The sequence below is a fragment of the Bacillus sp. FSL M7-0558 genome (genome assembly GCF_038003245.1).
Classification (GTDB): Bacteria; Bacillota; Bacilli; order Bacillales; family Bacillaceae; genus Bacillus; species Bacillus pumilus.
On the sequence record NZ_JBBOOU010000001.1, the window covers coordinates 510275 to 531025 of the forward strand.

At 41.9% G+C, this 20751-nt stretch carries 25 protein-coding genes; 22 read left to right on the forward strand and 3 right to left on the reverse strand.

The features are described 5' to 3' along the window. Positions 1–110 precede the first annotated feature (110 nt). A complete protein-coding gene (locus tag MHB79_RS02440; RefSeq protein WP_340988860.1) occupies positions 111–446 on the forward strand; it encodes a hypothetical protein in 336 nt (111 codons plus the stop codon). 99 nt (positions 447–545) lie between these two features. Here the strand turns inward: MHB79_RS02440 and fbpB are convergent, their stop codons facing one another. Further along, a complete protein-coding gene (gene fbpB, locus MHB79_RS02445; RefSeq protein ID WP_003214266.1) occupies positions 546–695 on the reverse strand; it encodes a Fur-regulated basic protein FbpB in 150 nt (49 codons plus the stop codon). A 346-nt stretch (positions 696–1041) separates the two neighbouring features. Beyond that, positions 1042–1362: a thioredoxin family protein gene (locus MHB79_RS02450; protein ID WP_034663973.1), complete on the reverse strand. Its 321-nt coding sequence runs from the start codon at positions 1360–1362 to the stop codon at positions 1042–1044. A 183-nt stretch (positions 1363–1545) separates the two neighbouring features. Here MHB79_RS02450 and MHB79_RS02455 point away from each other — a divergent pair, with 183 nt between their 5' ends. The 7 genes from MHB79_RS02455 (at position 1546) to MHB79_RS02485 (ending at position 8992) form a co-directional block, all read left to right on the forward strand. Then, positions 1546–2628, forward strand: a complete 1083-nt coding sequence (locus tag MHB79_RS02455; protein ID WP_340988862.1) for a D-alanine--D-alanine ligase — start codon at positions 1546–1548, stop codon at positions 2626–2628. An 81-nt stretch (positions 2629–2709) separates the two neighbouring features. Then, positions 2710–4074 carry a UDP-N-acetylmuramoyl-tripeptide--D-alanyl-D-alanine ligase gene (locus MHB79_RS02460; protein WP_335365563.1) on the forward strand — a complete coding sequence of 455 codons (1365 nt, stop codon included), beginning with the start codon at positions 2710–2712 and terminating at the stop codon, positions 4072–4074. 27 nt (positions 4075–4101) lie between these two features. Next, positions 4102–4794 carry an alpha/beta hydrolase gene (locus MHB79_RS02465; RefSeq protein WP_003214409.1) on the forward strand — a complete coding sequence of 231 codons (693 nt, stop codon included), beginning with the start codon at positions 4102–4104 and terminating at the stop codon, positions 4792–4794. Between the two features lie 127 nt (positions 4795–4921). Continuing rightward, positions 4922–5260 (forward strand): hypothetical protein, encoded by a 339-nt coding sequence (locus MHB79_RS02470; protein ID WP_003213982.1) that lies wholly within the window; start codon positions 4922–4924, stop codon positions 5258–5260. A gap of 165 nt (positions 5261–5425) precedes the next feature. Then, the gene (gene cshA, locus MHB79_RS02475) at positions 5426–6916 is read left to right on the forward strand and encodes a degradosome RNA helicase CshA (RefSeq protein ID WP_003214093.1); all 1491 of its coding nucleotides are present in this window, start codon (positions 5426–5428) and stop codon (positions 6914–6916) included. Positions 6917–7026: 110 nt separating this feature from the next. Beyond that, positions 7027–7506: a PH domain-containing protein gene (locus MHB79_RS02480; protein ID WP_003214135.1), complete on the forward strand. Its 480-nt coding sequence runs from the start codon at positions 7027–7029 to the stop codon at positions 7504–7506. Then, the gene (locus MHB79_RS02485; RefSeq protein ID WP_340988865.1) at positions 7496–8992 is read left to right on the forward strand and encodes a PH domain-containing protein; all 1497 of its coding nucleotides are present in this window, start codon (positions 7496–7498) and stop codon (positions 8990–8992) included. Before MHB79_RS02480 ends, MHB79_RS02485 begins: the two co-directional genes overlap by 11 nt. Positions 8993–9049: 57 nt before the next feature. Here MHB79_RS02485 and MHB79_RS02490 read toward each other — a convergent pair whose 3' ends face one another. Continuing rightward, positions 9050–9655 (reverse strand): rhomboid family intramembrane serine protease, encoded by a 606-nt coding sequence (locus MHB79_RS02490; RefSeq protein WP_050945548.1) that lies wholly within the window; start codon positions 9653–9655, stop codon positions 9050–9052. Positions 9656–9749: 94 nt separating this feature from the next. Between MHB79_RS02490 and acpS the strand changes: the two genes are divergently transcribed. The 14 genes from acpS to MHB79_RS02560 all read left to right on the forward strand — a co-directional run bounded on the left by acpS (position 9750) and on the right by MHB79_RS02560 (position 20742). Continuing rightward, positions 9750–10115, forward strand: a complete 366-nt coding sequence (gene acpS, locus MHB79_RS02495) for a holo-ACP synthase (protein ID WP_050945549.1) — start codon at positions 9750–9752, stop codon at positions 10113–10115. A 160-nt stretch (positions 10116–10275) separates the two neighbouring features. After that, a complete protein-coding gene (locus MHB79_RS02500; RefSeq protein ID WP_106030172.1) occupies positions 10276–11292 on the forward strand; it encodes a LolA family protein in 1017 nt (338 codons plus the stop codon). A 135-nt stretch (positions 11293–11427) separates the two neighbouring features. Then, positions 11428–12609 carry an alanine racemase gene (gene alr / locus MHB79_RS02505; protein WP_284905680.1) on the forward strand — a complete coding sequence of 394 codons (1182 nt, stop codon included), beginning with the start codon at positions 11428–11430 and terminating at the stop codon, positions 12607–12609. A gap of 293 nt (positions 12610–12902) precedes the next feature. Next, entirely contained in the window at positions 12903–13184 is a 282-nt protein-coding gene (locus tag MHB79_RS02510; protein WP_003214273.1) for a hypothetical protein, read from the forward strand. A gap of 4 nt (positions 13185–13188) precedes the next feature. Beyond that, positions 13189–13539 (forward strand): type II toxin-antitoxin system endoribonuclease NdoA, encoded by a 351-nt coding sequence (gene ndoA / locus MHB79_RS02515; protein ID WP_003214169.1) that lies wholly within the window; start codon positions 13189–13191, stop codon positions 13537–13539. A 114-nt stretch (positions 13540–13653) separates the two neighbouring features. Further along, positions 13654–14484, forward strand: a complete 831-nt coding sequence (locus MHB79_RS02520) for an RsbT co-antagonist protein RsbRA (RefSeq protein ID WP_003214372.1) — start codon at positions 13654–13656, stop codon at positions 14482–14484. Between the two features lie 4 nt (positions 14485–14488). Next, on the forward strand, positions 14489–14857 hold the full coding sequence (gene rsbS / locus MHB79_RS02525) for an RsbT antagonist protein RsbS (protein WP_003214235.1): 369 nt from the start codon (positions 14489–14491) through the stop codon (positions 14855–14857). A 2-nt stretch (positions 14858–14859) separates the two neighbouring features. After that, positions 14860–15261, forward strand: coding sequence for an anti-sigma regulatory factor (locus MHB79_RS02530; protein ID WP_003214085.1), 402 nt, complete (start codon positions 14860–14862; stop codon positions 15259–15261). A gap of 10 nt (positions 15262–15271) precedes the next feature. Further along, positions 15272–16279: a PP2C family protein-serine/threonine phosphatase gene (locus MHB79_RS02535; RefSeq protein ID WP_137055564.1), complete on the forward strand. Its 1008-nt coding sequence runs from the start codon at positions 15272–15274 to the stop codon at positions 16277–16279. Positions 16280–16338: 59 nt separating this feature from the next. Continuing rightward, positions 16339–16668, forward strand: coding sequence for an anti-sigma factor antagonist (locus MHB79_RS02540; RefSeq protein WP_003213847.1), 330 nt, complete (start codon positions 16339–16341; stop codon positions 16666–16668). After that, on the forward strand, positions 16665–17153 hold the full coding sequence (rsbW, locus tag MHB79_RS02545) for an anti-sigma B factor RsbW (RefSeq protein WP_003214356.1): 489 nt from the start codon (positions 16665–16667) through the stop codon (positions 17151–17153). The genes MHB79_RS02540 and rsbW overlap by 4 nt, the downstream gene beginning before the upstream one ends. Beyond that, positions 17119–17907, forward strand: a complete 789-nt coding sequence (gene sigB, locus MHB79_RS02550) for an RNA polymerase sigma factor SigB (protein ID WP_003214304.1) — start codon at positions 17119–17121, stop codon at positions 17905–17907. The genes rsbW and sigB overlap by 35 nt, the downstream gene beginning before the upstream one ends. Beyond that, a complete protein-coding gene (locus MHB79_RS02555; RefSeq protein WP_003214034.1) occupies positions 17907–18506 on the forward strand; it encodes a PP2C family serine/threonine-protein phosphatase in 600 nt (199 codons plus the stop codon). The genes sigB and MHB79_RS02555 overlap by 1 nt, the downstream gene beginning before the upstream one ends. A gap of 76 nt (positions 18507–18582) precedes the next feature. After that, positions 18583–20742 carry a Tex family protein gene (locus MHB79_RS02560; protein ID WP_340988868.1) on the forward strand — a complete coding sequence of 720 codons (2160 nt, stop codon included), beginning with the start codon at positions 18583–18585 and terminating at the stop codon, positions 20740–20742. Positions 20743–20751 lie beyond the last annotated feature (9 nt).

The window sequence follows — 20751 nt, forward strand, 5'->3', positions numbered from 1 at the left end:
GTCAAATAACAAGAAAAATTCGTGACATCTTTGTGAAAACGAGTCTGCATTTCACGATAACCGGCTGATTTTGTCTTATAATAAGAGGGAGTCTTGGAGGTGGCACTATCGTGAAAAATTTCATTACGGCTTTACCCATTTTGTTGCTGCTGTCGTTTTCGTTTGTGTCTTTTGCCTTCCAGTTTGATCATCTTATTTATTTCAGACTAGCGCTGGGGATCTTTTCGTTAGCGGGTCTTTTCTTTCTGTATACACTTAAAAGAAACATGAAATGGTTCATGGTTTATTTATATGCGAGCTGGATCATACTTGCAGCTGTCACAACATTTGAGGAGCCTGTCTTTTCTCAGTTCTTCTTCGGTGGTTTAACAATGACTATGGGTTATCTCACATATATGCTCATTTATTTAGGAATGAAGCAGGACCGTGTAGCGAAATCACTTTAAAACAAAAGCCGATAAAATCACAGCATAGATTTTATCGGCTTTTTTTGTTGAAAAAGACAAAAGAGAGGAGCAGCCAGCTTTGACTGCTCCCCCTTATGTTTATGATTCACGTCCAGCAGCTGCAAGCTGCTTCTGATGCTTTTTGTCGATGGTTTCGTATATACTTTCCATCATTTTAGGATCGCGCATGATGGCTTTCTTGTTTTCTTCAATCAATTGCTGATACGTTTTGATTTTCTTCTTAGACATGTGACTCATCGCTCCTTTATAAGAATAGACGTCTATAGGATTCCACATAGATGAAATTGATAATCATTTTCAATTAGCACCTCTATTATACAAAGCACAATGCCGGAAGTAAAGATTATATTCAGAAAATTCACGTAATCGACAAATTCGAAGCCTAGTCGACGCTCATTCTTTCCCAGGAAATAATTTCTGTCATTTCTTGTCGTAAGAGAAGCCTCTATATAAAACATTCTTTCGCTCATTGAAACGTTTTGACTGAACAATTCGTCTTATGAAGAGATTTGATGTAAGTGGTGGAGAAAAAAAGACACCAGCAAGTGTTTGCTGATGTCCTTCGTTTCACGATTTAAGAAACGTGCCCTTGAAGAAACTCTGTCACTTCTTCAGGTGATTTTGCGTTTGCACTGTGTAAATGACCTGTTTTTTCGCCATTTTTGAAAATTAACAGGCTTGGAATACCCATGACCTGATACGTTTCTGCTAATTCAGGGAAATCATCTTTGTTTATTTCAAACCATTCATGGTGAGCATACGCCTCTAAGATGTCTGGAATGAACATGTCCATTCTTGTACAGTCAGGACACCATGTTGCAAAGAATTTAACGATGACTTCTTTGTCAGATTGAATGATTTCATTGAATTGTTCAGTACTTGTGATTTTTTTCAATTTGTCACAACTCCTTTTCAATGTCATTTTAATATAAAATAAAGGCGAATGACATACAAATGCTCGGGAGGCGCTTACAACTTTACAAATCATTTCAATTCCGTAACAACAAAAATTAATTAGAGCATTTTTGCTTGAAAGTGATAAGATAGTAAAGATGAATTTTAGTGGGGGGAGTATCCATTGAAAATAAGTTTAGGATTGATTTACGGCGGAAAGTCAGCCGAACATAATGTATCACTGCAAACAGCCCTTGCAGTTACAAAAGCACTTAACACTGAGAAGTTCGATATACATCCAATTTATATTACAGAAGAGGGCGAATGGCTAAGAGGAGAAAAACTCACTGAACCAGTATCAAACGTCAGAATGCTTCAATTTGAACAGAACGCAAAGACGTTTTTACCAACTTCTTTAAATGAGAGCATGTTTCCACAGCCTGTATCCGCTGATGAGAAGATTGATGTTGTCTTCCCATTGTTGCACGGGCCAAATGGTGAAGATGGAACGATGCAAGGATTACTTGAACTGCTAAATATCCCGTATGTCGGCAACGGCGTTCTTGCTTCTGCCGCGGGTATGGATAAAGTCATGATGAAAGATGTTTTTGCTCAAGCAGGACTTGCGCAAGCAAAGCACCTTTCCTTCAATAAAAAAGACTATGAGAAAGCCACAGCAGACAGCTTAGAACAGGTAGAACGAGTACTTGGCTATCCATGCTTTGTGAAACCTGCCAACATGGGATCAAGTGTTGGAATAAGCAAATGCCGCAGCAAAGAAGAGCTGCAAACCGCATTCGACTTGGCTTTCCAATATGATCGTCGTGTGGTCGTAGAAGAAGGCGTCGTAGGAAGAGAAATCGAGATAGGTGTATTAGGAAATGACGAGCCGAAGTGCTCTGTCGTTGGTGAAATTGCACCTAAAACAGATTTTTATGACTACAAAGCAAAATATGAAGATGGCGATACAGATTTGATCATTCCTGCGAGTGTGTCAGAAGATGAATACAAGACGATTCATGATATGGCGATTAAGGCATTTAAATCCCTAGATGGTTCTGGTCTTGTACGTGCAGACTTCTTCCTCACAGAAAAAGGCGAAGTGTTGATCAATGAAGTGAATACAATGCCTGGATTCACACCATTCAGTATGTTCCCGCTTCTTTGGAAGCACACTGGTGTAGAGTATCCAGAGCTAATTGAAAAGCTAGTGTCACTTGCAATTGAACGCCATCAAGAAAAACAAACCATTAAAACGACTTTTTAATGTGAGCAACAAGCAGACACTATCCTTAGGTAGTGTCTCTTTTCCTTCAAACGTGAAATGAGAAAGAGAGGCGAAAAAATCATGATCAAACGTACAGTGAATCAAATCGCCCAAATGGCTGGTGGGACACTATCTAATCAAGCTTTTGGCGAAGAGCAAATTTACGGAGTGACGACAGATACACGAAAAGTATCAAAAGGTGCATTGTTTATCCCCTTAATTGGAGAACATTTTAACGGTCACACATTTGCTTCTAAAGCAGTGGAGCTTGGAGCCGCAGCCGTTCTTTGGAATCAAAAAGAAGCCAATCCACCGTTCGGTGTACCTGTCATTCTTGTCGACGATACACTGACAGCACTGCAGCAATTGGCAAAATCATATTTAAAAGAAGAAAACCCTCGTGTTGTCGGTATTACAGGAAGTAACGGGAAAACGACAACGAAAGATATGATTCATTCCGTCTTACAAACAACGTATCAAGTTCATAAAACAGACGGTAACTTTAATAATCATATTGGTCTTCCGCTCACTATTCTTGCGATGCCAGAAGGTACAGAGATAGCTGTCTTGGAGATGGGCATGAGTGCAAAAGGCGAGATCGAGTTCTTGTCAAACCTAGCTGAGCCTGATGCAGCAGTCATCACCAATATCGGAGAATCTCATATGCAAGATTTAGGATCAAGAGAAGCCATTGCTGATGCAAAATGTGAGATCACAAAAGGGCTAAAAAAGGATGGTACCTTTTATTATTTAGGAGATGAACCTTTGATCCGCGAGAGAGCGACTGCACTTTCGCAGCAAGTGAAAACCTTTGGAGAAGCAGAGGACTGTGATATCAAGGTAACGCATATCAACCAGCTTGCAGAAGGAACTGAATTTCAGGTCGAAGGGTATGCCCAGGGGTTTCTCATTCCTGTATTAGGGAAACATAATGTAAAGAATGCCCTTGCTGCCATTGCCATAGGCCAGCATTTCGGACTGAATGAAAGACAAATCGCCCAAGGACTCATGCAAACAAAGTTAACAGGAATGCGTCTTGAACTGTTTAAAACAGAAAAAGGAATCACTGTTATCAATGATGCGTATAATGCAAGTCCTACTTCCATGAAAGCTGCCATTGATCTTGTAGGAGATATGGACGGCTTTGCAAATAGGATTCTTGTCCTTGGAGACATGCTCGAAATGGGCAGCGAGGAAGAAACGTATCATTATGAACTAGGCCGCTACATCAAGCCTGAATTCATTGATCATGTGATGACGTATGGCCGCCTAGGTGCATTCATCGCTGAAGGAGCAAAGAAATCATTCGGTGACGCGCGCGTGTCCTCATTTATGGACAAAGAGAAACTGAAGAAAAAACTTGCTGATGTAGCAGGTCCTGACGATGTTGTTCTCATCAAAGCCTCACGCGGCATGAGATTAGAAGAAGTCATTACTGCGCTATAAAAAGTGAGCGGCAAAGAAGGTGACAGAATGATTGGCTGTCTATGTATACATGGATTCACTGGCGCCCCCTATGAAGTGGAACCGCTAGCGCAATATTTAAAGCAGAAGACAGATTGGAACGTTCAGTCTGTCACGCTTCCGGGGCATGGAGATGAACTTCAGCTAAAAGGTATTCTCTATCAAGAATGGATTGCGACAGCTGAATTAGAACTTCTTTCTCTTTACAGAACATGTGATACCATTTTTTTGATCGGGTTTTCCATGGGAGGAATGATTGCTTCTTATCTTGCAGCGAAGTATCCAGTTGCTCGTCTCGTCCTTTTAAGTGCTGCGGCGAAATATGTGAATCCAAAACAAATGATTCAAGACACAAGGCAGTTGGTGAAAGAATCATTGTCTGGGCTGATTGATACGAATCCTTTGTATGATAGATACCGTCATAAGCTAACGAGCACACCGCTGTCAGCCGCTGTTGAATTTATGAAACTGGTGAAGCAAACGAAGAGCTCCCTTGAGAAACTACACCTCCCTGTGTTAATTGTTCAAGGGGAAAGCGATGGGATTGTGCCAGCTTCAAGTGCACAATTTATTGATCATAAAATCCCGTCTCGTCAGAAAGAAGTGTTTTATTTACCTGACTGTAAACATCATGTTTGTCACGAGCCGTGTGCACAGCAATTGTTTGAAAAAGTAGAGCAATTTCTAAAAAAAACAATTTAATCTATAGAAAAGCGAAAATGTGGCTAAACTAATATAAATTGAATCCCACTTGTTAAAAATTGCATCATTTTTGTCGAATGAGTGACAAGCCTATGGTACAATAGGAAAGAAAAGGTGGCTGATTCGGTTGTTTCAATACGACGGAAAAACCTTTGTCCCGCAGTCTAATTCGAGTAACGGAGAAGTATCGGCAGGCACCATATTTCAATATCGTCAGGACGGGAATATATTAACGGGCACATATCAAGGCGGCAGTATTGTATCTGGTGTACTTGTAGGAACTGTAAATGAGGATGGAACACTTCATTTTAGATACCACCATGTCAGCAAAGACGGCAGCATGAGAAGCGGGTCTTGCAATTCTACACCTAAGCAGTTGGATAACGGAAAAATTCAACTGTTCGAAAAGTGGAAATGGATGGATGGCGATCAAAGTGATGGTGAATCTGTCATTGTGGAACAGTAGATATATCCATTTCTGTCTTGTTGAAAAACAAATAGTGTAATGGTAAGATATAAGGTAGGGTAATTCGGGCTTTGTATATAATGGACCTGTCCTTTCGGGTAAGGGCAGTTTTTAATGATCATTCACGAGATTACTGAAACAGCAATTAGAAGGAGTTTGAATAATTTGACTATAACGTTTCAAGATTTTCAATTAAGCGAAAGTCTCATGAAAGCTATTAACCGCATGGGATTTGAAGAAGCAACACCGATTCAAGCGGAAACAATTCCTCTCGGTCTTCAGAATAAAGATGTCATTGGACAAGCACAAACAGGAACAGGAAAAACTGCAGCGTTTGGTATTCCTCTTGTAGAAAAAATTGACCCAGCGTCTCCAAATATCCAAGCGATTATCATTGCGCCAACAAGAGAATTAGCGATTCAAGTATCTGAAGAGCTATACAAAATTGGCCAAGACAAGCGTGCGCGTGTACTTCCGATTTACGGTGGACAAGATATCGGTCGCCAAATCCGTTCGCTCAAGAAAAATCCTCATATCATCGTAGGGACTCCAGGACGTTTACTCGATCACATTAACCGTCGTACAATGCGTCTTCAAAATGTTGAAACTGTTGTGCTTGATGAAGCAGACGAAATGCTAAACATGGGTTTCATCGAAGACATTGAATCGATCCTTTCAAATGTACCAAGTGAACACCAAACACTTTTATTCTCTGCGACAATGCCTGCACCAATTAAGCGCATTGCAGAACGTTTCATGACAAACCCAGAACACGTAAAAGTAAAAGCGAAAGAAATGACTGTCTCTAACATCCAACAGTTCTACTTGGATATCCATGAGCGTAAGAAGTTTGATACATTGACTCGTCTTCTTGACATTCAATCACCTGAGCTTTCAATTGTCTTCGGCCGTACGAAACGCCGCGTTGACGAATTGACTGAAGCACTTAACCTTAGAGGTTATACAGCTGAAGGAATTCATGGTGACTTGACTCAAGCGAAACGTATGGTTGCGCTTCGTAAATTCAAAGAAGGTTCAATCGATGTGCTTGTAGCAACAGACGTTGCAGCACGTGGACTTGATATCTCAGGCGTAACACACGTGTATAACTTTGACGTACCACAAGATCCAGAAAGCTACGTACACCGTATTGGACGTACTGGACGTGCTGGACGTACAGGTATGGCGGTGACATTTATCACACCGCGTGAAAAAGATATGCTTCGTGCGATTGAGCAAACAACTAAACGTAAAATGGATCGTATGAAAGAACCAACACTAGATGAGGCAATCGAGGGACAACAACAAGTAACAATTGATCGTCTGCGCACAATCATCAGTGAAAACAACTTAAACTTCTACATGACAGCTGCTGCTGAATTGCTAGAAGATCATGATTCTGTCACAGTGGTTGCGGCTGCCATCAAAATGATGACAAAAGAGCCAGATGCAACGCCTGTTCGTTTGACAGATGAAGCACCAATGGTTTCAAAACGCAATCGTAACAACCGCAGCTCTTCTAAACGTAGAGACGGTGGCGGCGGAGGCGGCTATCGCGGAAAAAGTCGTTCATCTTACGGTGATAAAAAGCGTTCTTCAAATGACCGCAATCGTTCTTCTAGCGATCGCCGTCAAAAGAAATCTTATAATAGCTAATTTAAAAGCGAATCCTTTGCAGGATTCGCTTTTTTTAACAGGTTTACTGAAACTTTTTAGGCTTTCTTTCGTAATATATTGATAGAAAAGTAAGAGAATGGGGGAAGAATGTGAGAAAACAGCCGCAACGTCAAATTAGTTTAAATGGTTTAAAGGTATGGCGTCTTCAAAATGGAATTATCTCATTGATTTTCTTACTCATCATCATTGGGGTATTTGTTGCTAGTTATTATCTACAGTGGCCATATTGGATTGGCGCCATCCTCGCCGGTTTATGGGTCTTACAGGTTATTTTTGGCATTTGGCTTATACCGAAAATACGTCATCGCATCTGGCGCTACGAAGTATTCGAAAATGAAATTGAAATTCAGCATGGACTCATTCGCGTTACACGTGTGATTGTACCGATGGTGCGTGTCCAGCATGTCGATACATCACAAGGGCCGCTCTTAAGGCGCTACCGTTTGGCATCTGTTCAAATATCGACTGCTGCCACAGTTCATGATATACCGGCGCTAGAATTAGAAGAAGCAGATGAGCTTCGTGATTACATATCTCGTTTAGCAAGGGTGACGGAAGATGATGTCTGAACCAAAACGTGTACATCCAATCTCGATGTTCATTGATTTTATATCAGATGCCGTATCCATGATTAAAAACTTCATTATCCCTTTTTTCGTGCTTATTTTTGTGAACTCGAATTCGAGCATTCGTTTTTATGCATTTATCTTTCTTGGTGTGCTTCTTTTATGGAAAGCTGTTTCAACCGTTTTAGCATGGAGGCGCTTCACCTACCGGATGGAAGAGGATGAATTTCGCGTGGAATCGGGCGTCATCACAAAAAAGAAAAAATATATTTCGTTAGAGCGAATTCAAACGGTGAATACAAGTGAAGGTATCTTCCAACGGATTTTTGGTTTGGTGCGGGTCCAAATCGAAACAGCTGGCGGAACAGACGGTCCGGAAGTGAGTCTGACGGCGATTACAAAAGCAGAAGCGGAACAATTAAAGCAATCGATTTTCAACCGGAAGAAAAGCTTGCAGCAAGAAGAAATGGATGAAAATGGGGATGTCCCGCATGATCCTCTGACAGCGCAGCAACCTGTAGAAAAAGAAATCAATGTTTCCTACCGAATGGGTGTACCAGAGCTGCTTTTGGCTGCGACCACTTCCAGCGGGATCGGAGTCATTATTTCTGGGTGCCTCGCCATTTACACACAAATAGATGAAATTCTTCCTTTGGACGGTTTCCTCAAGCGGTTTTCTTTTTTAAGTCATGCGAGTGTTGAGATTTATGCGATTCTCATATTTATTGCCGTATTGATTGCTTGGATTCTTAGTGTTGGGGTAACAGCCCTTCAATATGCGAATTTCACCGCGAAACGAAAAGGAAAAGACATCATCATCACAAGAGGGCTCATTGAGAGGCATCAAATGACCATTCCGCTTGCGAGAATTCAAGCAGTGAAAATCAAAGAAAATATTCTTCGTGAACCCTTTGGCTTTGCGACGGTGATGCTTGTGAGTGCAGGAGGTTCTATTACAGAAAAAGAAACCTCTTCCGTCTTATTTCCACTGATTCGGAAGAAAAAAATCAACGAACTGCTCTCTCAATTCACAGATGATTATCATTTGGCGCCAGAAGCTGAACTGAAAAAGGTGCCAAAGCGTTCACTCAAGCGCTACCTGATCTCTTTCGGCTTTGTGCCATTACTTGTCGGCGTAATCCTATCTGTCCGTTTCCCGCCATGGGGGTATTTGGCACTCATTCCGCTGCCTATTGCTTTGTTTTTTGGTTATTTAGCTTATAAACAATCAGGCTATACGATCAAAGATCCATTGATTCAACTGACATCAAGAGGCATTGGCAAAACCACTGGCATTGTCTTGAGAAAACGAATGCAAAACTATACGATGACGCAATCTTTCTTCCAAAAGAAAGGCCGAGTGGCGAGTATTCACACCTTTGTGAAATCCTCTGCGCTGCTTGATTCCTTTGGTGTGCATCACCTTGAGGAAGAAGATGCAGCACGTGTAATGGATTGGTATTCGTATGAAAAAAATAAATCTTCTTAAACAAAAAATGTCGATCCGCTTCCTGTTCATAGGAGTGATCGACATTTTTTTATGAGGTTAGTAGCGTCTTTTTTTTGAATGGAAAAATAGCGTAAGAGGTGCTAGGAGCATGCCGCCGATTAATCCAAATAAGTGAGCCATGATATTGATGTTCGAGTTGACGAACGTCATGATGACAGAGACGGCAAGAATTGTTAAGATCACCTGAGAATTGCCGCGGTCCATCATATGCGGTTTAAATAGAACAAGGTATAAATAAACGCCAAACAAACCGAAGATCGCACCAGACGCGCCGACATGTACATACTCTAAAGGCTCCACCCAATAGGTTCCGAGATTGCCAATGAACCCTGCACCAAGATAGATAATGAGAAATCGAACCTTCCCAAGCAAATGCTCAAGCGCTGGAGCGAATAAGAACAAAGACATAGAATTGAACAAAATATGGGTCAGACTTCCGTGAAGGAAAATAGGTGTGACGAGCCGCCACCATTCTCCAGTAGCTACACCATAATTGAAACCGACGAGATGGTCGTGACCAAGCTGTATTAGAGGGATAGGAAGCGCAAATATAAGCCATAGACCAAATTGCAAAGCAAGGATCGTTGTGACGATTGGATACGATCTAATAAATTGTTGAAAGCTCTCCGTTCGAATAAACATAACAAACCCCTTTTGACTAGATAATGGTAAGTTTATAGTAACACGTTTATGAAGAGAACATCCAAATTAGTACGAGTCTCATAGGAGGTACCTCATGATCAAAGGAATAGGTATTGATATAGTAGAGATCAACCGGCTCGCGCGCGTGCTTAGTAGACAGCCTCGTTTACCAGAACGGATTTTAACGTTAAGTGAACAAGACATCTTTCACACACTCAGTGAAAAGAGGCAGCTGGAATTTTTGGCAGGACGTTTTGCAGCAAAGGAAGCTTTCGCTAAAGCATACGGAACGGGAATCGGCCGGCATTTAAGCTTTCATGATATGGAGATCCAGAAAGACGAACTTGGAAAACCTTTCATCAAAAGCGAAAAGACGAAGGGTGACCAGGTTCATGTGTCCATCACTCACACGAAAGAATATGCTGCTGCACAAGTTTTAATTGAAAGGTTGTCAAGCTAGTCTGCATATTGTTTGTCCCCCCTTCATATATTGGGTAGTGCGATAAGGAAGGGCGAGTTGCTAACAGGCTTTGATGGTTCGCGGTACGCAGTTAACTCTTGAGGCGTACTGTTAAAGTCAAACAAGCGGTTTCTTCCTTTTAACACAATTAACGAAGGGGTTGAAAAGGGTGAGAAAAAGCTTTGTTTTGCTTGTAACGGGAATCCTTTTTGTACTGATTCTCTCCGCATGCGGTCAAAAATCTCAGCAGGATATCGTTGGAGATTTAAACAAAAAGGCAGGGGAAATGACATCATACAAAGCCAAAGCAAAAATGACCATTGAGACAGGAAATGACCCACAGGAGTATCAAGTAGAAATTTGGTACAAGAAGCCGGAACTTTACCGTGTCTATTTAGAAAATCCGAAAAAGGATCAGAGTCAAGTCATTTTAAGAAATGGCAATGGTGTGTTTGTGCTGACACCTTCATTGAACAAGAGCTTCCGTTTCCACAGTGATTGGCCAAATAATAGCAGTCAGGTCTACTTATTTGAGTCACTCGTGAAGGACATTAAAAATGACAGTGCCGCTCAGTTCAAAGCGAAAGATTCAAAGTATGTGTTTGAAACCAAAACCAATTATCAGCACAACCAAATGCTGCCTACCCAAGAGATTACCTTTCATAAAAAAACAATGGCGCCTGCCAGTGTGAAAGTACTGGATAGCGACAAAAAGCCAATGGTGAAAGTGGAATTCTCTCACTTTGAATTCAATAAATCCTTTGACAAAGATGCATTTGATGAGAAGAAAAACATGACACTCTCTCAAATGGATGTTGCCACAAGTGCAGACCCATCTGACAGCTTTGCGGTGAAAACACCAGTTGACATGCCAGAGGGTGTGAAGAAGATGGAAGAGAAAGAAATGATGACAGATGCAGGTAAGCGTTATGTCATGACGTATGGCGGAAAGAAATCCTTCACACTCATTCAGGAAAAAGCGAGAGTCGCTGAAGCATCTACGCCTGTGACAATGAACGGTGAGCCAGTCGACCTTGGCATGACAGTTGGGGTTCTCACAGATCAATCCCTTTCATGGACATCTGACGGAGTGGACTACTTGATTTCTTCAAGTGATCTATCGAAGGAAGAGCTCTTGATGGTTGCAAAGAGTGTAGAAGGCCAGTCAGCTAAATAAATACCTCAGGCGAGAGCCTTAGAAATGAAACATCAGCCCTATGCATGGGCTGATTTTCTTTGATTTGTTTCACATTATTCTTGATTTTTAGTATCATATGAGGGGATTGAATCATTCAATAGGGAAGTGTGACGGATGGACACAAATGCCTTTTATAGAGACACATGGGCAGAAATTAATTTATCAGCAATCAAGCATAATGTTTCACATATGAAAGATCATATCGGTCAAAGTGTTCAACTGATGGCTGTGGTGAAGGCCAATGCATATGGACATGGAGATATAGAAGTGGCGAGAGCTGCTCTCAAAGCAGGAGCAGACGTATTAGCCGTCGCCTTTTTAGATGAGGCGGTTTCTTTAAGAAATAAAGGCATCAAAGCACCAATACTTGTACTCGGCGCAGTACCGCCGGAATATGTCAAAGTCGCCGTTCGTTACAATGTCATCATGACCGCTTACTCCATCGATTGGCTGAGAGACGTCACCAAAATGGTGAAAGGGCAGATGGGACAACCGATACGTTTTCATTTGAAAATAGACAGCGGAATGAACCGATTAGGTGTGAAAACGATAGAGCAAGTGAACGAAGTGAAAAAGCTTGTCAGCGAGCAATCTTATTTACAGCTGGAAGGCGTATTTACTCACTTTGCTACAGCAGATGAAAAGGATGAAGCCTACTTTGATCGGCAGGTCGACACCTTTCAAACACTGCTTGAGCCGCTTCATACGGACAAGCTGCTCGTTCATTGCGCCAACAGTGCTGCAGGTTTAAGGTTTAAAGACGTTTTGTTTAATATGGTTCGCTTCGGCATCAGTATGTACGGGCTGTCACCGTCTGAAGAAATCAAAGATGAATTGCCTTTCAAGCTCGAAGAAGCCATGTCTCTTCATACAAAGCTTGCCCATGTAAAGCATATTCAAGAGGGTGAGAGTGTCAGCTATGGGGCGACGTATACAGCCAATCAAGATACGTGGATCGGCACGGTTCCAGTCGGCTATGCAGATGGGTGGATCAGGAAGCTGGCAGCAACGGAAGTGCTTGTTGGCGGAAAACGCCGGAAGATCGCAGGAAGGGTTTGTATGGATCAATTCATGATTGAACTGAATGACAAGCTTCCAGTAGGCGAGCCGGTCGTTTTGATTGGTAAGCAAGGAGAAGACATGGTATCAGTCGATGAAATCGCCAAAAGGCTTGAAACCATTAACTATGAAGTCACTTGCTCGATTGGCCACCGCGTCCCAAGAGTATATTTAGAGGACGGCGAAAGAGTGCATGTGCGGAATCCGCTCCTTCAAGGCGGGCCAAGTTTTTTATAAACAACATTCAAAAGAACGATAGTCAAACTGACTTCGTTCTTTTTTATTCGACAAAAGTAGGGTAAACATTCTCCCTTTTTTAGAGATTTTGGAAATACCGTATGATTTTCGGAAAAAAGCGTATAATGGGAAAGAGGAACTCCATTATCATCTTGATTTACGGGTGGCGAGCCGCTTCATGTTCTAATAAGAATTCATGAAAAAACAGCTTTGCTTGTGCATTGAATAATGGTATGATTAGTCTTGGAATGGATCGATACGGTATCCGTAAGTTTTGTGGAGGTGTATGTTTTTTGTCTGAATCCAGCGCAACAAATGAAATGAAGATTCGACTGCCGGAGGCTTTAATGTCTGAGATCGAACGAGTAGCAGAGCAGGATAAGGTAACAAGAAATGAATTGATCTACCGAGCGACAAAAACGTATATTCGTGAACGTAATATTCGACAAAATCGTGAATCGATGAGACGCGGCTACATGGAGATGGCGAAAATTAATCTGAATATCTCTTCAGAGGCACAATACGCAGAGTTTGAGGCTGAGAATACAGTTGAGCGATTAGTCAGCGGGGGTTAAACATTTGATTGTTAAACGCGGTGATGTTTACTTTGCTGATTTATCTCCTGTTGTTGGCTCCGAGCAGGGCGGGGTTCGCCCGGTATTGGTGATTCAAAATGACATTGGAAATCGCTTTAGCCCGACTGCTATCGTTGCAGCCATAACAGCCCAAATACAAAAAGCGAAATTACCGACTCACGTCGAAATTAATGCAAAGCGCTACGGCTTTGAACGAGATTCTGTCATTCTTTTGGAACAGATTCGTACAATCGATAAACAAAGATTGACAGATAAAATCACACATCTTGATGATGAGATGATGGAGAAGGTTGATGAAGCCTTACAAGTTAGTTTGGCTCTTATTGATTTTTAATATGGTGAGATATGGTTGCTCTACTGGGAGCAACTTTTTTTGTGTTCAATTTTTATTAACGTTATAATGAAGACAGACTAAAGAAGAGTTTTAAATGTAAGTAGGGGGTAAAACATGTCGAATCATATCGTGTTAGCTTTTGCAAGAAAGCATCAAAAGGAATTAGAAAATGAGTGGACGGACATTTTAAAACGACTCGGAGAAAAAGAAACGGACATGATGCTGAACGACAAAATGTATGAAACCATCTGTTCGGAATATGTTCAACTGATCATTACATCTCTTTCAGAGGGGTATAGTGAGGATTTTGAAGAAAAAGTGCAAAATTTTGCTTTAAAAATTGTTCAAATGGGTATATCACTTAAGTTACTGGCAAACGGTCTAACGGAAATCCGTACACATTTATATGAAAAAATGAACGATGACAAAGATACAACACAAGAAAGTCATGACCTCATTTGGCAAATCGATCGATTCATCACACCCATCCATAACGAGATCTTAAACCAGTACTCCATCTCATGGGAAAAAACCGTCAGCCTTCAAAAAATGGCGCTACAGGAACTTTCTGCCCCGCTTATTCCTGTATTTGAGCACATCACCGTCATGCCACTTGTTGGAACAATTGATACAGATCGTGCGAAAAAAATTATGGAGAATCTGCTCAATGGTGTCGTCAAACATCGCTCACAGGTCGTCTTGATTGATATCACGGGGGTACCTGTCGTGGATACAATGGTGGCCCACCATATCATTCAAGCGTCAGAGGCTGTGAGATTAGTAGGAGCGAAGTGTTTACTTGTCGGTATTCGCCCAGAAATAGCCCAAACGATCGTTAACCTTGGAATTGATTTATCTCAGGTTACAACAAAGAATACCCTTCAAAAAGGAATTCAAACTGCTTTGGAAATGACAAATCGAAAAATTGTTTCATTGGAGGGATAACCAATTGAGAAATCACCCGAAGATTCCAATCTTAAAATTATATAATTGTCTTCTGATCTCAATACAGTGGGAGCTTGATGATCAAACAGCTCTTCACTTTCAAGAAGACTTACTGAATAAAATTCATGAAACAGGAGCAAACGGTGTTGTCATTGACTTAACATCCGTCGATATGATTGATTCATTTATCGCAAAGGTATTAGGCGATGTGATCACCATGTCCAAGCTCATGGGGGCAAAAGTTGTATTAACAGGAATACAGCCGGCAGTCGCTGTGACGCTTATTGAACTTGGTATATCGCTGGAAGAAATTCAAACAGCACTAGATCTTGAACAAGGGCTTGAGACACTGAAGCGGGAATTGGGGGAATAGATATGAAAGACCAATCCTGTGTGAAAATATTGACGGAATGGGATATAGTCGCAGCAAGACAATTGGGGCGCAATGTTGCAAAAGAACTTGGTTTTGGAACAGTTGACCAAGCAAGAATTACGACGGCCATTTCAGAATTAGCTCGAAACATCTATTTATACGCTGGTAAAGGTCAGATTTGTATAGAAGAAGTGATGGAGCGCGGAAAGCGTGGACTCAAAGTCATCGCAGCCGATGAGGGGCCTGGCATCATGGATATACGTAAAGTGATGGAAGACGGATTTTCTACATCAGGCGGACTCGGAGCAGGCTTGCCGGGCGTCAGAAGACTGATGGATGAATTTAAATTAGATTCTGCACCAGAACAAGGAACGGAGATACAAGCTGTTAAGTGGCTTCGCTAGGAGGGAAACCATGGATTTTAAGGAGGTAATGGAGCAGCGGTACCATCAGCTGCTCAGTCGTTATATCAGTGATTTAACTGAAACATCGCTTTATCAAGCTCAAAAATTTAGCCGTAAAACCATTGAGCATCAAATACCTCCTGAAGAAATAGTGAGTGTTCACCGAAAAGTGATTCAGGAGCTTTACCCTGATTTGCCGGAAGATGTTTTTCATTCACTAGACTTCTTAATTGAAGTCATGATTGGGTACGGACTTGCCTATCAGGAACATTTAACACTTAGAGGCATCCAGCAAGAAATTAAATCTGAAATTGAAATTGCTGCAAATGTTCAGCAAACCCTTCTGGAAACGAAAATTCCAGAAGGAGATACGTTCGATATTGGGGCGATCAGTGTACCGGCAAAACAGATGAGTGGAGATTATTACCATTTTGTAACGGATCACGATACGATTAATATTGCGATCGCAGATGTCATTGGAAAGGGAATCCCAGCTGCGCTTTGTATGTCGATGATTAAATATGCGATGGATTCCTTGCCTGAGTCAGGGAGCGGCCCAACTAAAGTGCTGAAAACCCTTAATCGTGTTGTCGAGCAAAACGTAGACCCAAGTATGTTTATCACCATGTTTTATGGCAGTTATAATAAAGAAACGCATGAATTTAAATATGCATCGGCTGGTCATGAGCCGGGCTTTTTCTATTGCAATAAAGAGAACCAATTTTACGATTTAGATGCAAAAGGGCTTGTACTTGGAATCGCACCAGATTTTGATTATAAGCAGTATGAGAAGCATTTGGACGTAGGAGATATGGTGATCTTATTCTCCGATGGTGTTACAGAATCTAAGTCGGAGGACGGCTTTTTAGAGCGGGAGGATATCAAAGCGCTTATAGCAGAGCACCTACCCTACTCAGCTCAGGAAATGGTCGATGCCATCTATGCCAGCTTACTCAAGCTACAAGATTTTCAGCTTCACGATGACTTCACTTTACTTGTGCTCAAAAGAAAGGTTTAGAAAGTGAAGATGCGGGTATATAAAATTCTAGGAAACAAGAATTTCGAGGTGAATGCATAATGAATATGACAGTGAAAGAGCATCAAATAGATCAAAAAACGAAAATTAGTGTCAGCGGAGAAATTGATGTGTACTCTGCTCCTCAGCTAAGAGAAACACTCATGCCTAAAGCCGAGGCGGGAGAGCATCTTGAGATCTGTTTGAAGGATGTTACGTATATGGATAGTACAGGATTAGGTGTATTTGTTGGGCTGTTTAAAGCGGCTCAAAAAGCAGGTGGAACACTAAAGCTTGAGAACTTGTCAGATCGGCTTGTAAGGTTGTTTGAAATTACTGGACTAAAGGACATCATTGACATTTCTGCAAAGACAGAGGGTGGGGTACAATGAACGAATCAGTAGATCTAATCGAGATGAAAATCCCAGCGAAACCAGAATACGTAGGCATCATCCGCCTGACTCTTTCAGGCGTAGCAAGTCGAATGGGTTATGCCTATGAAGAGATTGAGGACTTAAAAATTGCGGTCAGTGAGGCCTGTACAAATGCAGTTCAGCATGCCTACAAAGGTGAAAATGGCGAAGATGGAGAGGTAGCTGTTCGCTTTCTTGTCTACGAGGATCGTCTAGAAATCATTGTCGCGGACAAAGGCGGTAGCTTTGACTTTAAGCAAAAGCAGGAAGACCTAGGGCCGTATACATCTGCTCATACGGTGGATCAATTGGCAGAAGGAGGTCTTGGTTTATACTTAATGCAAACATTGATGGATGAAGTCGAGGTGCAAGCAAACTCCGGAGTTACCGTTGCGATGACAAAGTTTTTAAACAGGGAGCGAGTTGACCATGACACAACCATCCAAAACTATGAAACTAACTAAAGATGAAGTGGATCGCCTTATCCAAAGCTATCAATCCAACCAAGATGAGCAGGCGCAGCTCACGCTGGTCGAATGCTATACAAACTTGGTTGATATGCTGGCAAAAAAATATTCAAAAGGAAAAAGCTTTCATGAGGACCTCAGACAAGTTGGAATGATTGGTTTACTTGGCGCCATTAAGCGATACGATCCGCTAGTCGGTAAATCATTTGAAGCCTTTGCTATTCCAACCATCATCGGGGAAATCAAACGCTTTTTACGAGATAAAACATGGAGTGTCCATGTACCAAGGCGAATCAAAGAGCTTGGACCAAGAATCAAGATGGCTGTTGATCATCTAACAACAGAGACGCAAAAATCACCGCAAGTCCAAGAAATTGCAGAATACCTAGATGTGACAGAGGAAGAAGTACTGGAAACCATGGAGATGGGCAAAAGCTATCAAGCACTGTCTGTTGACCAAGGCGTAGAGGCTGATTCTGAAGGAAGCACAGTCACCATTTTAGACGTTGTTGGCTCACAGGAAGAGGGCTACGAACGTGTAAACCAAAAAATGATGCTTGAGAGTGTGCTTCATGTTCTGACAGATCGGGAAAAAGAGATTATCAATCTGACTTATTTGCAAAATAAGAGTCAAAAAGAAACAGGCGATTTACTAGGGATATCCCAAATGCATGTATCGAGACTGCAACGGAAGGCAGTTAAAAAGCTACGAGATGCATTATCAGAAGATGCGTCTATGGAGCTAGGGTAATGAAGCAGATTGAACAGCATGAGCATGTGAATGCCATTATCTATCAATCGAATAAAGAAGGGAAATCATGCTGCGGGGACAGTTTTTTTATTAAAGCAGATGATGAAGAACTAATTTGTGCTGTGGCAGACGGATTAGGCAGCGGTCAGTTCGCCAATGAATCATCTTCTTTAGTCAGCGAAATTGTCGAAGAATATGGACATGAGGATATGACGACCCTCATCGACAGATGCAATCAGGCGATGAAAAATAAACGCGGAGCCACTGTAGCCATATTAAAGGTGAATTTTTCCCAGCAGCAGTTTACCTATTGTTCGGTTGGTAATATTCGGTTCATCTTGAATGCCCCTTCTGGCGACTATATTTATCCACTTCCGACATCAGGATACTTATCAGGGAAACCTAGAAAATATAAAACATACACCTATTCCTACGAAAAAGGATCGACATTCATTATGTATTCAGACGGACTGAATGTGCCAAACATGAGAATGTGTTTAAAGCATAGTCATTCAGTTGCAGACATTGCCAAACAGCTTGAAACATACACACAAGACAAAAAGGACGATCTCACCTATGTACTTGGTCAGCTCACGTAAAATAGCTGACCTTTTTTCTGTTTTGCCGATTTTTTTGATACACTAAAAGAGAAGACACAGTGAGGGGATGCAAAGTATGAAGACATCTGACTTTTTATTGAAACAAATTGCAACAGAATTAAAGATTTCAACAAAACAAATTGAAAGTGTCATCAAGCTCTTAGAGGATGGTAACACCGTCCCGTTTATTGCCCGTTACCGGAAAGAGCAGACAGGCTCTCTGGATGAGGTGCAAATTCAAACCATTTCAGAGCGCTATACATATATCCAAAATGTCATGAACCGAAAAGAAGAAGTCATTCGCTTAATCGCAGAACAAGACAAACTGACGGATGAATTAAAACAAAAAATTGAACAAGCTCATAAACTGCAAGAGGTCGAAGATTTATACCGACCATTCAAACAAAAACGTAAAACAAAGGCGAATGTAGCCAAAGCAAAAGGGCTCGAGCCGCTGGCAGAATATATACTCACCCTGCCAAGCGATGAGATCGAGAAGAAGGCCGCTTCTTTTATCAACGGAGAAAAGGAAGTAACAAGTGTAGAAGAGGCACTTGAAGGCGCGCAGCACATCATTGCTGAACAGCTGGCAGATGATCCTGATATGCGGAAATGGATTCGCAGCGAAACGTACCAAAAGGGAAGTCTGGTCACATCAGGAAAAGACATCGAGAGCGATGAGAAAAATGTCTATGAAATGTATTACGATTATCAAGAGCCCATCAAAAAGATAGTGCCTCACCGCGTACTAGCGGTCAATCGTGGAGAGAAAGAAGGCATCTTAAAGGCAGCCATCGAGCCACCTGCTGAAAATATTCGTTTCTATCTCGACAAACAAGTCATAAAAGGCAAACAGACGACGGCGAGACCGTTTATCGAAGCGGCAATTGACGATGCGTATAAACGTCTCATTCAGCCTTCCATCGAACGAGAAATACGCAAAGAGCTGACAGAAAAGGCAGAGGAACAAGCGATTCATATTTTTGCTGAAAATTTAAGAAAACTGCTGCTTCAGCCTCCGATGAAAGGGAAGCGTGTACTTGGAGTGGACCCTGCGTTTCGTACAGGCTGTAAATTAGCCGTCGTGGATGATACAGGAAAAGTCCATCATATCGGCGTCATTTACCCGCACCCGCCTGTACAGAAAAAAGCGGAAGCGAAACAAAAAGTGAAAGAGATCATTCAATCATCTAACATTGAAGTCATTGCGATTGGAAACGGAACAGCTTCAAGAGAGACCGAACAATTCATTGCAGACCTCATTCAAGAGCTGGATCAGCCAGTCTCCTATTTGATTGTGAATGAAGCAGGAGCAAGTGTATACTCTGCGTCTGCACTGGCGCGAGAAGAGTTTCCAGACCTGCAAGTCGAAGAACGAAGCGCCATATCCATTGCTCGAAGATTACAAGATCCTTTAGCAGAGCTCGTGAAAATTGATCCGAAGTCTGTCGGAGTGGGCCAATACCAGCATGACGTGAGCCAAAAACAATTAAACAGCTCGTTAACCTTCGTGGTAGAGACGGTCGTCAACCAAGTCGGTGTGAACGTCAATACGGCCTCACAGGCGCTGCTGCAATATGTGTCAGGTCTTTCAAAAGCTGTCGCAGGGAATATCATCAAGCGCCGCGAAGAGATTGGAAGATTCACAAGCAGAAAAGAGCTAAAGGACATTCCAAGACTTGGGGCAAAGACTTATGAGCAGTGTATCGGCTTCCTGCGCATCGCAGACGGACAAGATCCACTTGACCGGACAGGCATTCACCCAGAGAGCTATAAAGAAACAAAACAGTTCTTACGCATGATCAAGATGACACCAAATGATCTTGGCACAGAGCAATTAAAGGAGAAAATCGCAGAGGTCAAGCTGGACGAAGCAGCAGAGCAGCTTGATATTGGTATCATTACATTACAAGATATCGTCGATCAGCTGACAAGACCTGAGCGTGATCCGCGCGATGAAGTACCAAAACCTCTTTTAAAAACAGATGTGTTGAAATTAGAGGACTTGAAGCAAGGAATGGAGCTGCAAGGTACAGTGAGAAACGTTGTAGACTTCGGCGCATTCGTTGATATTGGTGTAAAACAGGACGGGCTTGTCCATATTTCCAAGCTCAGCAACCGCTTTGTGAAGCATCCGCTTGACGTTGTATCAGTTGGTGACATTGTGACTGTATGGGTGGACTCCGTTGACCAGGCAAAAGGCCGCGTTGCCCTCTCCATGCTGAAACCAGAGTAAACAAAAAAC